The organism is Methanosarcina sp. MSH10X1 (assembly GCF_004099695.1).
Lineage (GTDB): Archaea > Halobacteriota > Methanosarcinia > Methanosarcinales > Methanosarcinaceae > Methanosarcina.
Genome location: NZ_SCHL01000006.1, coordinates 162290 through 176323 on the forward strand (window position 1 = coordinate 162290; position 14034 = coordinate 176323).

The window sequence follows — 14034 nt, forward strand, 5'->3', positions numbered from 1 at the left end:
CCCCGATTGAGGGGATAGTAACCTCCTCTCCAGTTTCTTTTTTCAATTCCGTTCAAGACTCTGTTTTCAATTCCGTTCAAGACTCTGTTTTCAATTCCGTTCAAGATTCTGTTTTCAATTCCGTAATATTGTCGGGAAATCTCTGTTAGTCAGTTTTTATCGTTTCTCGTTCCTTTACCGTTCCCTGTGTATCCCTCGTTTGTCAAAACAACAATATTCTCACGCCCATGTTTGAGCTTCTTAATCAGTCCTCTCTTTTCCAGTTCTGAAAGCAGGAGGCTGACTTTTACTTCGGAATACACCAGCCTGCTACGAAGGTGTTTCTGGGAAATCCTGCCTTTATGACCCCGGATTATATCCAGAACCTCACACAGATCAGCAGAAAGGGGAAGTTTCTTCAGAGCAGCAATTTCAATCTCGGAATTGTCTGCAGTTTCTGTAACCGGCTCTGTTACTGACCCGGCTGCGGAGGTTGCTTCTCTTATGTTTCGTGATTCAGGTTTTACTCCAGAACCAGGGCTTCTATGGAGAATTTTCGCCATAATTCCGGTAGTATCGGACTTTTCTGCCTGAGACCTGCTTCTTTTAATCTCACTGCGCTTTCTGGAAAGTTTATAGCCTCCACCGAGCAGGAAGAGAAAAATAAGGGCTACTGGCAGGTAACTTATAGTAGAAGAGCCGGTCCTGGGCTTTTCGGCGGGATTCTCATCACTGGCATAATCCGTTTTATCTCCGATTTTCTCAATTGCCTGGTTTTCGGACACAGGATAAAGCAGAAGATCGAAGACATAGTTACCTTCATCTTCAATCTTTAAGGTTGTTTGTTTTGAATAGAGTATGGTTCTGTTACGGTAGTACCTGGCTGTAATAATATAGTCTCCAGGCCCCAGTTCAAAGGAATATGTACCGTTTTTTGCCACTATGGATTGAGGAGGGTTAGAATTGATATCAATTACTGTATCGTTCAGGGATTCAAGCGTATCCCATGCATACGTTGCCCCATGTATGGTTGCAGTGACGTTACCGTCCGCTAAGAAAGGTATCCCTGAAGCAGGTAAAGCAAATACCCCCAAGGCGAGTAAAGCAGCAGTGCAAAGAATACAGAACCTCAGATTCATTTCTACCAGCAAACCCAGTATTGTGAGTTGAGGCTATGGGGATCAGCTGTTAAAAATTATAAGCATAAAATCTATAAAGTTTCCCGAATGCAGAAATCCGTTTGTTTTTTTCGGATTTATCAATGACTTTCCCCCATGACCCAGTATCGATTTTGATTAATAAGCACGTTTTAAATTGCTTCAAGTCAGATCAAATATAATTTGAAACCGGCTAACTGAAACTTTCCTTATTTTTATAGATTTCATGGCTACGGTCCACAATTAAGTAAGTGTAAATTATAAATAAATATTTCGTCTATTATTTATTTCTATTTTAAATAAAAAATACAAACGATACGGTAGCCTTATGAGTAAAATATATTTTTTTAATAATGTAGTAACTATTAAAAACGCGACAGAAAAGGATTATTAAACGAGATCACCAGATGGATCATTAAACGAGACCACCAGAAGGATAATTAAACGAGACCACCAGAAGGATTGTTAAACGAGATCACTAACGGGGTCACCAGAACAGGAGCTTATTAACAGAATCTCCATTCCGGTATTTTTAGTGGCTTATCAGGAATTAGTATCTTTTTATTCTGGTTTTGGAAGCTCTTATTCCTTAATTCAGGGTTTCCAGTCTTAAAATGCTTATTTTAGGGATAAAGTCATAACATGTATTATTTTAAACATAAATATCTATTTTTGTTGTAGCCATCGAGGTATCCTCTCTGGTATCCTCTGTTATAGCTGTCTTTGTAGGTTTTGGTCCAGCTGTGATTAATGGACGGGAAAGGAATTTTCGAGAGGACTTCTCTCATTCCATACTTAATGCAGTCTTTGTGACCCTGTTTTTTGCCACCATCGTAGCCTTTTCCATAGCCATCGTCGTATCCCTTGCCATTATCAGCTGCGCTTGCTGATTCAACTGTTACTGACAATACAAAACAAAGCCCCAGCAAGACAGCAAGAGTTTTTTTTAGTCTAGCAGATTTCTTATTCATCATAAACATACTCCTGATGTATTTGATTAAACGGAAAAGTCATTTAAGTCATTTATATACGTTTTATATATACGCTTGAAAAGCTCTTTCCTAGAACCGGTAATTCTGACCCGGTGATTCTGACCCGGTGATTCTGGCTTATAGTATAGTGACTCAACTTTTAAACTGGAAAATTTGAAAACCTCATTTGCCTGCAATCTATCTGACTTTTCGTGTTTGTGGAAGTTGCTTATGTTTTTTGACGGCTATCCGTCAATTTATGATTCTAATATTTGCCGGATAAAATATAAATATACTTATACCTGAAAGCAGCTTAAAGGAGCCTTATTAGTTAAATAAATCTTTCTAAAACTTTAATTAGGATTCAGAGGACATATACCCATTAAGAAGGCAATATATCCATTAAAATATCTCTATTCCTGTATTTAGGTAACTTAAAGGCTTTTCTGAGTCATTATAATTGAAAATAGTTATACAGCTTAAAAACTACAATAAGAATGGAAAAAATAAAAGAGAAAAATTTTCTTAGCTTGTGATGCCGAAAAAAAGAAAAATCAAAAACAGGCAGGAAGAAGTAGACAAAACAAGGAACTTATCTAATGAGCCGTTCTGAGTTTGAATCAGTGTTTTTAAACTCAGGCATCAGGCCTTTCCAGCTTTTCCAGTATATCCGCCTGTCCTGTATGTTGCTTTTTAGACTGCTCCTTAAGCTGCTTCTCGGAGGATGGAAGCCTGAAAGACTCAATATCCCAGTTTGCCCTTTTTGCTCCTGCCTGATAGACGCTCTCAAGAAAATCCAGAATCGCCTTTTCCGGCGAATCGGCTGCATTTCGAACATCCTCATATCTTAGAAGCGCAAGCCCGGCCTGATGGCTCCAGAAAGCTTCTTTCGGGCTTAACGGCTCATTCATGAAACCTGCCGGCTGCGGGTGCATGTACGCATAAAAAGCCGGCTCCCTTATATTCCGGTCTCCTGCCCAGAACCCGAAGCTTATCATTTCATGCGAGGAAGCTTCAAGTTCTACAGGATTTGCTCCTTCTCTTACAGGCACAGCCCTGCCTGAAAACAGGGTGAGGGCAAGGTCGGCATGGTGCCAGAAGAAGTGTACAGACGAACTTTTTCCTGTAAACCAGCCTCTGAAAACCTGAAAAACGGAGGAGACCTGCACAAGGATTCTCCAGAATCGGTTTACATATTCTTCGTCATAGGACGCATGCTGGTAATCCGACGTAAAAGGCTCGGTACTCACTTCAGGTATATCATACGGCACTGGCCTGATGCCCGCCACTATCCCGAGTTCGCCCAGGCTTGAAAAAACCCTATCATAGAAACCGGCAACTGACAGCCCCTTTAATGGCACGGTTTTTGAGTCCCCTTCGCTCGTCTCAATCCTCAAAACGTGCTCTTCGTCACGGAAATTGAACTCCATTTCGAAAACCATGTCCTCGTAAGGAGTAGGCCCGGTCGTGAGCCCGCGCACGGAAACATAAAAAGGGACATGCCACCAGTGGTTCATTTTCGGAAACAGAGCAAGCTTCACCTTCCCCACGATTTGCAGAAACAGGTGCAGCGTATTCTTCGTATCTTCCCATTCCTCAAATGGCAAAGGCGGAAACTGAACATCCCGCGTAAAGCTAGTACTTACCATGATTACCCCCTCCGGAAAAACTTCCGAATCACTCAATCAGTGATTTTAGATTTACCTGTGATGCTGTTAAAATTATAAAATTATGAATATAAGCTATAATTCCCGTTATTTTCTAAGTTTAAAATCTTTCCCATCCGACTAAAAAAATTGTGTTTTTGATTTCGGAGCAGGCTTTTAAGATACAATGCCTGATTCTTATTTTTCAGGCCGGGTTTGAGTGTTCCACATATTCTACTACCGACCCGTCGGGATGTCTTACTGTCATATTCCTGCCGGTCGGAACCTTATCCGGTCCCCGGAGGATTTCTGCGCCTTTTTCTTCCAGATAAACCCTGAATTCATCAAGAGAATCGACAAGAAATGTAGCCTGCGTACTTCTAAAGGGCTTCAGAGCTTCATCTGTACCGGCAATGAGCAAAATATCTCCTATCTGAGCCAGTTCTAAACCGATTTGTGGGATTTCAAAACGTAGGGCTGCTGGTGTGCCGAAGAGTGTTTCATAGAATTCGAGGGCTGAGTTAAGGTCGTTTATGTAGAGGCGGGAGAGAGTTTGAAGGATTTTCATTTTGTTATTCTCCAATAAAAGTATTTAATCTCAACATCTGTTTCAATAATAAATATTCCACAACAAATATTACTAACCTCTCTTATTATCTGGCTTCAGGTTCCCAAGCTGAAGAACAAAGGAAAGGTTAGAAAAATGATAATCCTCGACTCCCCCTATGTCTCCGAATTTTTAAAAAATACTGCCGCCGAGTTACAGATTCCTGTTTTAAAAAACGACATGGCAGCCGGACTGAATCCTGAAAAAGGGCTGAGGCTTCTTGAAGACGCTGAGTTCATCGAATTTGTAAAAGAGAAAGGTGAATCTGCTCTCTATTCCAATTCTGAAAATTCAATTGGCTGGATTTCGGAAAATCTCGGCTTTACCGGACTTCCTGAAAAAATTGAGCTATTTAAGAACAAAATTAAGTTCAGAGAGTTGCTGGAAAGGCTCTACCCCGAATTATATTTCAGGGGTGTTAAGTTTGAAGAGCTGGACAAACTCCGGGTTGAGGAAATCGAAAAACCGTTTATCATAAAGCCTGCTGTAGGCTTTTTCAGCCTGGGCGTGCATAAGGTTTCCACGGATGCGGAATGGGATTCTGTGTTGAAGCATATAAAGGCTGAGGTTGGGGAAATTAAAGAGCTTTATCCGGCGCAGGTGCTGGATATGGAGAATTTCATTATCGAGGGGAATATTGAAGGGGAAGAATTTGCGGTTGATGCTTACTTCAACAGCGAAGGAAAGCCGGTAGTCCTCAATATCTTAAAGCATATCTTTTCCTCGGAAAATGATGTTAGCGACAGGGTCTATTTTACCTCAAAAAGAATTATAGAAACGTACCGGGAAGCCGTCGAGGATCTTTTAAAGGAGATCGGAAAGCTGGCAGGGCTCAGGAATTTCCCGCTTCACCTGGAACTGCGGATAGGAAAAGACAGGCGAGTCCAGCCGATCGAACTCAATCCGATGCGTTTTGCCGGTTTATGCACTACGGATATTGCATACTTCGCTTACGGAATCAATAATTACAGGTACTTCCTTGAGCAGCTTGAGCCGGATTGGGAAACAATTCTTGCCGGTAAGGAAGGAAAAAACTTCTGCCTTATCATGCTGAACAGGCCTGAGAATTTGAATTTAAAGGCAGTAAAGGCTTTCGATTACAAAAAACTGCTTTCGGATTTTGAAAAGCCGCTGGAACTCAGGGAGGTTGATCATGAAAAGTTCGGCTTCTTCGGATATATGTTTACGGAAACCAGAGATACCGGCTGGAAAGAGATAGAAAACATTCTTAAATCGGACTTAAGGGAATATATCACTTTTAAGGAAATAGCTCAGGCTGTTCCGGTGCTCAAAGATGAATGTAAAGCTGTAAAAGGCCTTTGAAAGACTCTGGGAGCTTTTACAAAGAAATTAAAGCAGGTCAAAGCAAGTTATATGAGCAACTTTATATAATTCTCTGGGCAAATTCTCATACTTAATCATTAAAAGGAAGGTGAGATTATCAGGAAGATAAAGCTCTTCAGCTTTCTATTTATTACGCTGATACTTGTTTCACTAATGCTGTTTTCTTCCGGCTGCTTTCAAAATGTACCGGGAAACGAAACTGGAAACTTAGAGGGCATAAAAGAAAACTTAACTGAGGAAAAAAATAACCTGACGAATAAAATTCAAGAAATAAACGAGAACTTAAAAGGTGAAAAAGAAAACTTAACAGGTATAGAAGAAAACTTAACAGGCATAGAAGAGAACTTAACAGGTATAGAAGAAAACTTAACAGGTGCAAAAAAAGACCTGATAAGTAAAAAAGAAAATTTGACAACTACAGTTGAAAGTGTAAGAGAAAACATAACACGCGAAAAAGAGAATTTAACAAATTTAAATAAGAACTTAACGGATATAAAAGAGAATTTAACAGATATAAATGAGAACCTGACGAGTATAAAAGGCAACTTAACGAATATAAAGGAGATTCTGAAAAGATAAAAGCAAAAGCTAACAGATCAACTGAAGAGGTGGAATGTTCCTCAGTCAGATAAAATCAGCCATATAAGATGTTTATATCCGCAGAGAAGGGAACGAGTGAAAAGACAGATGTCAGAAAATTCATTCACTGACCCAGGCTTTTGCTTCAGAAAGCTCTTCATTACTATAGGTCTTCACCGGAAAAGGAATAACAAACTTAAGCATTTCGACGGCACTGTTCATCCAGTCTACGTCTGAGACAAGTGCTATCTTCTCAAATGCCGTGAAGCTTCTTATGCCAATTTTAGCGTCCTCCAGTATGGCATTCAGGGTAAACCACTCGAGATCCCTGTCGAGATGGTAAAGCATACGGATTTTCCCATGCTTCTTTATTTTGTCTTCAACAGCAGGAATTAACACCTTGCTGTAGTCTTCTCCGGTTACCTCTCCACTCACATGGACTGCTACAACGTTCTCCGGCAAACCCTGTATAATTTCGATCATTCAACTCCCCCTTTTAATATACCTTTTAATTCTGGTTTTGATTATTATCTTGAACGAATATAATCTTGACTCGAACCCGTACAGGATTCACGGAAGCAAAGAATCTATTTATCATTGGAGGTTTAATCTTTCCTAGGGGAAAAAGTAAACGGGGTAAAATGGGGTACTGGCTCTGGAAGACGATATAATAGAGGTGAATGACCTTGAATATTTTTTCGGCGAGGTAAAAGCGGTCGATAATATCAGTTTTACGGTGAAAAAAGGGGAGATTTTCTCCTTTCTGGGACCGAACGGGGCAGGGAAAAGTACTGTGATCAATATTCTTACCACCCTCCTGCCCGTACAGAAGGGAAGTGTGAAAATAGCAGGCTACGACTTGAAAAAAGAGCCTGAAATGGTCAGGGAGTCCATAGGGATAGTTTTTCAGGAGCTGACCCTTGACAGGGATATGACTGTGAGGGAAATACTGGAATATCACGGGAGGCTCTATTCCATGCCGAAAACTGCAAGGCAGGAGCGGATCGATGAACTGCTCGGTCTGGTCGAACTTGAAGGAAAACGGGATGTCCTGACAAGGCATCTAAGCGGCGGGATGAAGCGCAGGCTTGAGATCGCACGGGGGCTCATGACCCGGCCGAAAGTGCTTTTCATGGACGAGCCTACAATAGGGCTTGACCCTCAGACCCGAATAAGGATCTGGGATTATGTAAGGGATATAAACCGGCAGGGTACAACCATTTTCCTGACAACCCACTATATGGATGAAGCTGACCAGCTCAGTGACAGGATAAGCATTATAGACCACGGAAAAATCGTTGTCACAGGGAGATCCTGGGAACTGAAGAATACACTTGGAGAGGACCTTATATATCTGGAAACCAGCGACAACTGGACAGCATCGGATCTGCTTAAGAAGCTCGATAGTGTAAAAGGAGTTCGGGAAAAATCAAAAGGGTTAATCATCATGGTCAATGTCGACGGCACCTACCTGCTGCCTGAGATAATGGATAAGCTTCGAAGCGGAGGGATCAGGATCAGCGCCGTAAACCTCAAAAAACCGTCGATGGACGATGTCTTTGTCCACTACACAGGCAGGGAATTGCGGGACACCGGCATGGAGAAAGGGTCGACTGTATCCCTCAGGGCAGGGGGGCGCTAGATATGCACACCGGTTTCCTTACCATTTACTGGCGGGATATGCTGAGGTTTATCCGGTTCAGGACTCTTCTGTTTGCTTCACTTGTTCAGCCTGCCCTCTGGCTTGCTTTCTTCGGAATCGCAATGTCAAACAACTTTGAAAGATTGACTGCAACCATGCCAGCCGCTCCCGGGGTCAGGACTGTAGGTTACCTGACCTTTATAGGCGCAGGCGTTATTGCCATGACCACGCTTTTTACAAGCCTCTTCGCCGGAACAGTGCTGCTTTTTGACAAAAACTGGGGGCTTATGCGGGAGACTCTTTCAAGTCCTCTTCCCAGAATCCATATAATCATAGGAATAGGGCTTTCAGCCATGACAAAGTCCTTTATCCAGGCAGGTGTTATAATGGGTTTCGGGCTTCTGCTTGGAGTCCAGTTTTTTGAAGGTTATACTCCTGCACAAACTTTTTTCTCGCTGTTGGGAATCATGCTTTTTATAGGGACGTTTTCGCTCGGGTTTCTGTTCCTTTCAGCTGCAATAGCTATAACAATGGAAAGCCCGGAAGGAATGCAGGCTGTAATAACCCTGCTTACCATGCCTTTTTTTTTCACAAGCAATGCGCTTTATCCTGTGAACTCGTTTCCTCCCGTGCTCCGGGCTCTGTCCACAGTAAATCCCCTCACGCACCTTGTAAGCGGAATAAGGTACTTTGCAATAGGGAGTGATTTTTCATCAATCGGACTCCGTTATACCTATACCCGGGAAGAAGTTCTTGTTTCCTTCCTGGCTCTACTGGCTTTTGCGGGAATAATGTTTCTTATTGCAAGATGGAGGTTTACCAAGGTTACAGTTACATAATCCTCACTTTCAAAAACAATCCTCACTTTCAAAAACAATCCTCACGTTCAAAACGTATTCTGAATAAAAGCTGGCAGCCGGCGGGTTGAAGGCGCCAGTTCTTATCTCATTAAAAGAACCTCTTTTCAGAAACTTAATTTCAAAAAATATATCCCTTTTTTACCCGTTTTATCTTTGATTAAATAAAAAACAATTAGATAAAAGTAGACTGATAAATAAACTGCTCAAGAGATAAATCAATCAAGAAATAAACCAATCAAAGAAAAACAAACGATCGAAAAAAACAAACGATCGGAGAAAAAAGCAATAAAAAGAAGATAAATGCATAAAAGGGGTAGCAATGACTTTAGCAGGTCAAACAGCTCTTGTAACCGGGGGGAGCAAAGGGATAGGAAGAGCTATCTGCCTTGCTCTGGCAAAAGAAGGAGCAAACGTCATCATTGCAGCAAGGAATGAGAATGAGATAAAAGAGATGATAGATAAATTAAAAGCAATGGGCAGCAAAGCCCTGGCTATTCAGGCTGATGTCCGCAGTGAAGAGGACGTAAGGCGTCTGATCTCAATGACAATCGATAAATGCGGCAGGCTTGACATTCTTATTAATAACGCGGGAGTGGCTTACAAAAAAAGGCTGGAAGAAACTACTCTTGAAGAGTACGATAAGATTATGGATACTAACTTAAAGGGAGTCTTTCTCTGCGCGAAATATGCGATCCCGTATATAAGAGAAAGTAAAAATGGAAAAATCATCAATATTTCTTCTGTAGGGGGATTACACGGGCTTCCGGATTTTTCCGTATACTGCGCCTCGAAGTTCGGGGTAAACGGCTTAACGGAATCCATTGCCGCCGAACTGGAAGGAGAAATAAAAGTCTATGCCGTCTGTCCCGGCGCTGTGGATACGGACATGTACAGGTCAATTTATGCAGAGAGGCCCCCACTCAAACCCGAGCATATTGCGGAAAAGGTTCTGGAACTTGCCTCGCCTGATTCAAGAGTTACATCAGGCAAGATAATCGAGATTCAGGCTCCTCCAGTCCCTCAGCTTTGATTGTGAAATAGGAGAGCATAGTCCGGCAGTTCCGGTTGATTTACAGAAGCTCTTTAACAGACCCTGTTAGTCTCTTTTTGCCGGAGATGCTGTTTTCTTTTTTAAGGCCGAAATCGCTCTTGATTATAGTTCAGAAATATTGCTTCAAAAGATATATCCTTGTCCTGCCTGATAATTAGTCAGGTGACTGTTAATAAAGTAACTGTTAATAAAGTGACTGTTAATAAAGTGACTGTTAATAAAGTGACTGTTAAGTGACTGTTAATAAAGTGACTGTTAAGTGACAGCTATGAAACTGAAAGGTCAGACAGCCATTGTAACCGGCGGGGGAAGAGGAATTGGCAGGGCTATCTGCCTGGCACTGGCAGGAGAGGGAGCCAACATTGTAATTGTCGCAAGAACCGAGAGAGAAATTAGAGAAACTGCCAGGCTGGTGGAAAAGCAGGGTGTAAGGGCTCTTGCGGTAAAGACGGACATTCGAAAAGAAGAGGAAGTCATTGACATGGTTTCAAAGGCAGTTAACGCCTTTGGAAGAATTGACATCCTCGTAAACGATGCAGGAGTAGCTTACCGAAAATATCTTGAGGATACTTCAACCGAAGAATATGATGAGATTATGGATACAAATGTAAAGGGAATGTTTTTCTGCACTAAGTACGCTCTTCACCATCTGCTTAAAAGGGGAGAAGGCAGGATCGTAAATATATCTTCAGGGGCGGGAAAGCACGGCATACCAAAATTATCAATATATTGCGCCTCGAAATTTGCGGTTATAGGTTTTACCGAGTCTGTTGCTTATGAAACCGGAGGAGGGATTCAGGTATATGCGGTCTGCCCTGCAAGCGTGGATACCGGCATGTACCGGTCGCTGCATACTGATGAGCCAGTCCTCAAACCCGAAGATGTTGCAGGAAAAGTATTGGAACTCTGTTTGCCTGAAACAACGCTTCCTTCAGGCTCCTCAATCGAGATTTACAGGCGGCCTGTAAGGATAGTTTGATTTTGACATCTGTATAGAATCTGTACAGAAAAGGGAAATTTTGTGGACTTAAGGTGAAACCATGTTCAAAAACCGTAAAGATGCAGGGGAAAAGCTTGCAAAAGCTCTTGAGAAATACAGGGAAGAAAGACCTGTTATTCTTGCAATCCCGCGCGGGGGAGTGGAAGTAGGACTGCAGGTTGCAGCGAAGCTGAATGCTAATTTCTCCCTTATCATTGCAAGGAAACTGCCTTTTCCTGACAACCCCGAAGCCGGATTCGGGGCAATAGCCGAGGACGGGAGTACGTTTATTTTTGAAAATGCACACTACTGGTTTGAAGGGGAAACCATTGAACGGATAAAACAGCAGCAAATTGCTGAGATCGAAAGGCGCATAAAAACTCTCAGAGGAGGGAATCCCCTGCCCGAAATCGAGGGAAGAACCGTAATTCTTATTGATGACGGTATTGCAATGGGCTCAACAATGCGGGCAGCTATTGAGCTTTGCAAAAACAGGAAAGCCGGAAAAGTCGTGATCGCAGTGCCTGTAGCAGGAAAAGAGGTAGCAGAAGAACTGCGGAAGAAGGCAGACGAACTTGTAGTGCTTGAGGTTCCTGCAAATTTCAGGGCTGTCGCTCAGGTTTACGAGAGATGGTACGATGTTTCGGATGAAGAAGTACTCGACCTGCTCAGGGAGAGGATAAGGCAAAAAGAACGAAAAGATCATGAATTTCATGGGCTCGAAGCCTGAAAGACATCTCTGTCTATAAACCCTCCTTTGTATTCCTGTTGCATCAATCAGGAAATCCATAAAAAAGAAATCTTAAAAAAGAGGTCCTGCTGCAGTTAACATTGTTATATTAACCTTTCTGTTTTTCTCAAAGAAATACTCGATCAAATTTTTAAACCCTTTATTGAATTTCTTGTTAGAACTTCTTTGCAATTTTTTTAAAATCCCTTCCGGAAAACCAGATTACTGGCGTAGATAAATATCAAAATGCAAACCCATGGAAAATAAACTTTTCAAACATCTTCTTCAGATGCATCAGGACTTCATTTGCATTTAATAATCTTTTTGCGACCCGTAAATTCCCCGAAAGGCACATCCGGATAAAAACCTTACGTTATTTTGAATAACAAAAAAGCTTTGTTCTACCAGAGCTTGTCCTTCTTATCCTTATATAGAAACTTGAAGCTGTTAAAGTTGGGATAGAGAATATAAATATACTAAAAATAGTCGTATATAGGGCTATAGATTATATAGAGCGCTTCAAAATATATGGAAACTATAAAATATAATGAAATTGTCTGGGATACCATACAGGTTCTAAATTTAAATAAGTATTCCCAAATTATAAAGATTTTACACTATGATTCATTACTAAAATTGAAAAAATTGGATTTTACAGTAATTATAGTAATTTATAGCAATTTCAAGTTTGAAATTTGTGGAGTAAGAAAAAATGGATTTACTTATCATAGCGCTTATTTTAGCAGGTCTTTATATGGCCTGGAATATAGGGGCAAATGACCTCGCAAATGCTATGGGGACTTCGGTTGGAACAGGCTCCTTATCAATCAAACAAGTGATTGTTATTGCTGCTGTCTTTGAACTTTTAGGCGCCGTATTCTTCGGTGAGCGAGTTACTGAGACGATTGCAAACGGCATTGTTCCAATTGATACTATCGGAAGCATCCATCCCAATATAGTTGCAGTCGGGATGCTGGCCGCAATTCTTGCAGCAAGCTTCTGGGTAACCCTGGCAACCTTTTATAACCTTCCCGTTTCAACCAGCCATTCTATTGTTGGTTCTGTACTCGGCTTCGGGCTGGTTGCAGCCTACAACGGAACTATCGCTTTTTCTGACATCCACTGGGGAGAACTTGTAAAAATTGTTGCCAGCTGGTTTATATCTCCGGTTCTTGGGGCTGCTTTTGCTTATTTAATCTTTTCCATAATAAAAAAGATCTATCTTCACAGGGCTATAGACCTGCCTTTCGTTGAGAAAAAATTCATATCCTTGCAACTCATAACTGGCTGCTATATTGCATTTGCGCACGGGTCAAACGATGTAGCAAACGCTGTAGGTCCTCTCGGTGCAGCGCTTAGGGTTATGGGTGTGGCAGGAACAGAAACCGGAATCCCCATCTGGGTGCTTGTAATGGGAGGTCTTGGAATGGTAGTAGGAATGGCCACCTGGGGTTATAAAGTGGTTCTAACAATCGGCTCCAAGATTACGGAACTCACTCCAACACGTGGTTTTTCTGCTCAGTTTGCAACAGCCACTGTGGTTCTGCTTCACAGTTACAGTTCCCTTCCGATCTCGACTACACATACGCTTGTAGGCGCGGTTATAGGGGTGGGGCTTGCAGGTGGGATTGCAGCGGTTGACCTGGGCGTGATCTGGAGGATTATTTCCTCCTGGATAGCAACAGTTCCTATAGCTGCCCTTACATCGGCGTTGATCTTTGTGGGGCTTGAGGTGATCTTCTTATGAAAGACTACATCCGTTCCGTCCTTGACGTGGTCGCTGACTCTCCCTTTGTCCCTCTTGAGGCACACGCTAAAAAGGGAGTGATGGCAGTTGAAAAACTGGCTGAAGCAATGGAAGCCTACTGTGCAGGAAATTATGCCATCCTGGAGGAGAGGACAATCGAGATTGACAGGCTGGAACATGAAGCTGACAAACTCAAACAGAAAATAAGGGCAGGCATTCCTGCTTCAGTCAGGCTTCCAGTGAACAAGAAAGATCTCCTGTCCTTCCTTAAGCAGCAGGATTCTATTGCCGACTTCGCCCAGGCTGCTGCCTACTGGATGACCCTTCGATCCTGTAATACCCTCCCTGAGGAAATTAAAGAAGGCTTTCTGGAACTGATGGCGGCGTCCCTGAAGACCGCAAGGTTATATGACGAACTCACAGGTGAGGTTTATAAGCTTCTAGCGACTTCTTTCAGTAAGGAAGAGATCAAAGAAACCCTGTCCATTATCCCTGAAGTCGAAAAGCTAGAACATGATGTGGATGTGCTTGAAACAGCCCTCTTAAAAAGGATCTTCGAACATGAGGAAGCAATCGGAGGTGCGGGTGTTTGCCACCTTATAGGGCTTGTCGAAAAGGTTGGAGGCATTGCAGATAAGTCCGCAAGCGCTGCTGACAGGCTGAGAACAATGATTCTTAGAAGATAAACTTTCATTTATTCTCTTTTTCGAATATACTTTTTTCTAACTCTTACCGGCTGAGA

At 42.1% G+C, this 14034-nt stretch carries 14 protein-coding genes; 9 read left to right on the forward strand and 5 right to left on the reverse strand.

Features of this window, described 5'->3' with window-relative positions:
• Nucleotides 1-149 precede the first annotated feature (149 nt).
• The 4 genes from EQO05_RS07375 to EQO05_RS07390 form a co-directional block, all read right to left on the reverse strand.
• Nucleotides 150-1118, reverse strand: a complete 969-nt coding sequence (locus EQO05_RS07375) for a MarR family transcriptional regulator (protein WP_128505178.1) — start codon at nt 1116-1118, stop codon at nt 150-152.
• Nucleotides 1119-1783: 665 nt separating this feature from the next.
• A complete protein-coding gene (locus EQO05_RS07380) occupies nt 1784-2110 on the reverse strand; it encodes a hypothetical protein (protein ID WP_128505179.1) in 327 nt (108 codons plus the stop codon).
• A 632-nt stretch (nt 2111-2742) separates the two neighbouring features.
• Nucleotides 2743-3756: a DUF5996 family protein gene (locus tag EQO05_RS07385; RefSeq protein WP_128505181.1), complete on the reverse strand. Its 1014-nt coding sequence runs from the start codon at nt 3754-3756 to the stop codon at nt 2743-2745.
• Nucleotides 3757-3958: 202 nt separating this feature from the next.
• Nucleotides 3959-4321, reverse strand: a complete 363-nt coding sequence (locus EQO05_RS07390) for a VOC family protein (protein ID WP_128505183.1) — start codon at nt 4319-4321, stop codon at nt 3959-3961.
• 135 nt (nt 4322-4456) lie between these two features.
• Here EQO05_RS07390 and EQO05_RS07395 point away from each other — a divergent pair, with 135 nt between their 5' ends.
• Both EQO05_RS07395 and EQO05_RS07400 read left to right on the forward strand, forming a co-directional pair.
• The gene (locus tag EQO05_RS07395) at nt 4457-5683 is read left to right on the forward strand and encodes an ATP-grasp domain-containing protein (RefSeq protein ID WP_128505185.1); all 1227 of its coding nucleotides are present in this window, start codon (nt 4457-4459) and stop codon (nt 5681-5683) included.
• 174 nt (nt 5684-5857) lie between these two features.
• Nucleotides 5858-6283 (forward strand): hypothetical protein, encoded by a 426-nt coding sequence (locus tag EQO05_RS07400; protein WP_128505187.1) that lies wholly within the window; start codon nt 5858-5860, stop codon nt 6281-6283.
• 120 nt (nt 6284-6403) lie between these two features.
• Here the strand turns inward: EQO05_RS07400 and EQO05_RS07405 are convergent, their stop codons facing one another.
• Nucleotides 6404-6766, reverse strand: a complete 363-nt coding sequence (locus EQO05_RS07405) for an STAS/SEC14 domain-containing protein (RefSeq protein ID WP_128505189.1) — start codon at nt 6764-6766, stop codon at nt 6404-6406.
• A gap of 187 nt (nt 6767-6953) precedes the next feature.
• On the opposite strand from EQO05_RS07405, the gene EQO05_RS07410 reads away from it, so the two are divergent.
• The 7 genes from EQO05_RS07410 (at nt 6954) to EQO05_RS07440 (ending at nt 13978) form a co-directional block, all read left to right on the forward strand.
• On the forward strand, nt 6954-7925 hold the full coding sequence (locus tag EQO05_RS07410; RefSeq protein WP_240664456.1) for an ATP-binding cassette domain-containing protein: 972 nt from the start codon (nt 6954-6956) through the stop codon (nt 7923-7925).
• A 2-nt stretch (nt 7926-7927) separates the two neighbouring features.
• The gene (locus tag EQO05_RS07415; RefSeq protein WP_128505193.1) at nt 7928-8764 is read left to right on the forward strand and encodes an ABC transporter permease; all 837 of its coding nucleotides are present in this window, start codon (nt 7928-7930) and stop codon (nt 8762-8764) included.
• 340 nt (nt 8765-9104) lie between these two features.
• Nucleotides 9105-9815: an SDR family NAD(P)-dependent oxidoreductase gene (locus EQO05_RS07420; protein WP_128505195.1), complete on the forward strand. Its 711-nt coding sequence runs from the start codon at nt 9105-9107 to the stop codon at nt 9813-9815.
• Between the two features lie 289 nt (nt 9816-10104).
• Nucleotides 10105-10815, forward strand: coding sequence for an SDR family NAD(P)-dependent oxidoreductase (locus EQO05_RS07425; protein ID WP_128505197.1), 711 nt, complete (start codon nt 10105-10107; stop codon nt 10813-10815).
• A 61-nt stretch (nt 10816-10876) separates the two neighbouring features.
• Complete coding sequence (locus tag EQO05_RS07430; protein WP_128505198.1) at nt 10877-11545, forward strand: phosphoribosyltransferase; 669 nt, start codon at nt 10877-10879, stop codon at nt 11543-11545.
• A 712-nt stretch (nt 11546-12257) separates the two neighbouring features.
• Complete coding sequence (locus tag EQO05_RS07435) at nt 12258-13292, forward strand: inorganic phosphate transporter (protein WP_128505200.1); 1035 nt, start codon at nt 12258-12260, stop codon at nt 13290-13292.
• Nucleotides 13289-13978: a TIGR00153 family protein gene (locus EQO05_RS07440; protein ID WP_128505202.1), complete on the forward strand. Its 690-nt coding sequence runs from the start codon at nt 13289-13291 to the stop codon at nt 13976-13978. Before EQO05_RS07435 ends, EQO05_RS07440 begins: the two co-directional genes overlap by 4 nt.
• Nucleotides 13979-14034: the final 56 nt, after the last annotated feature.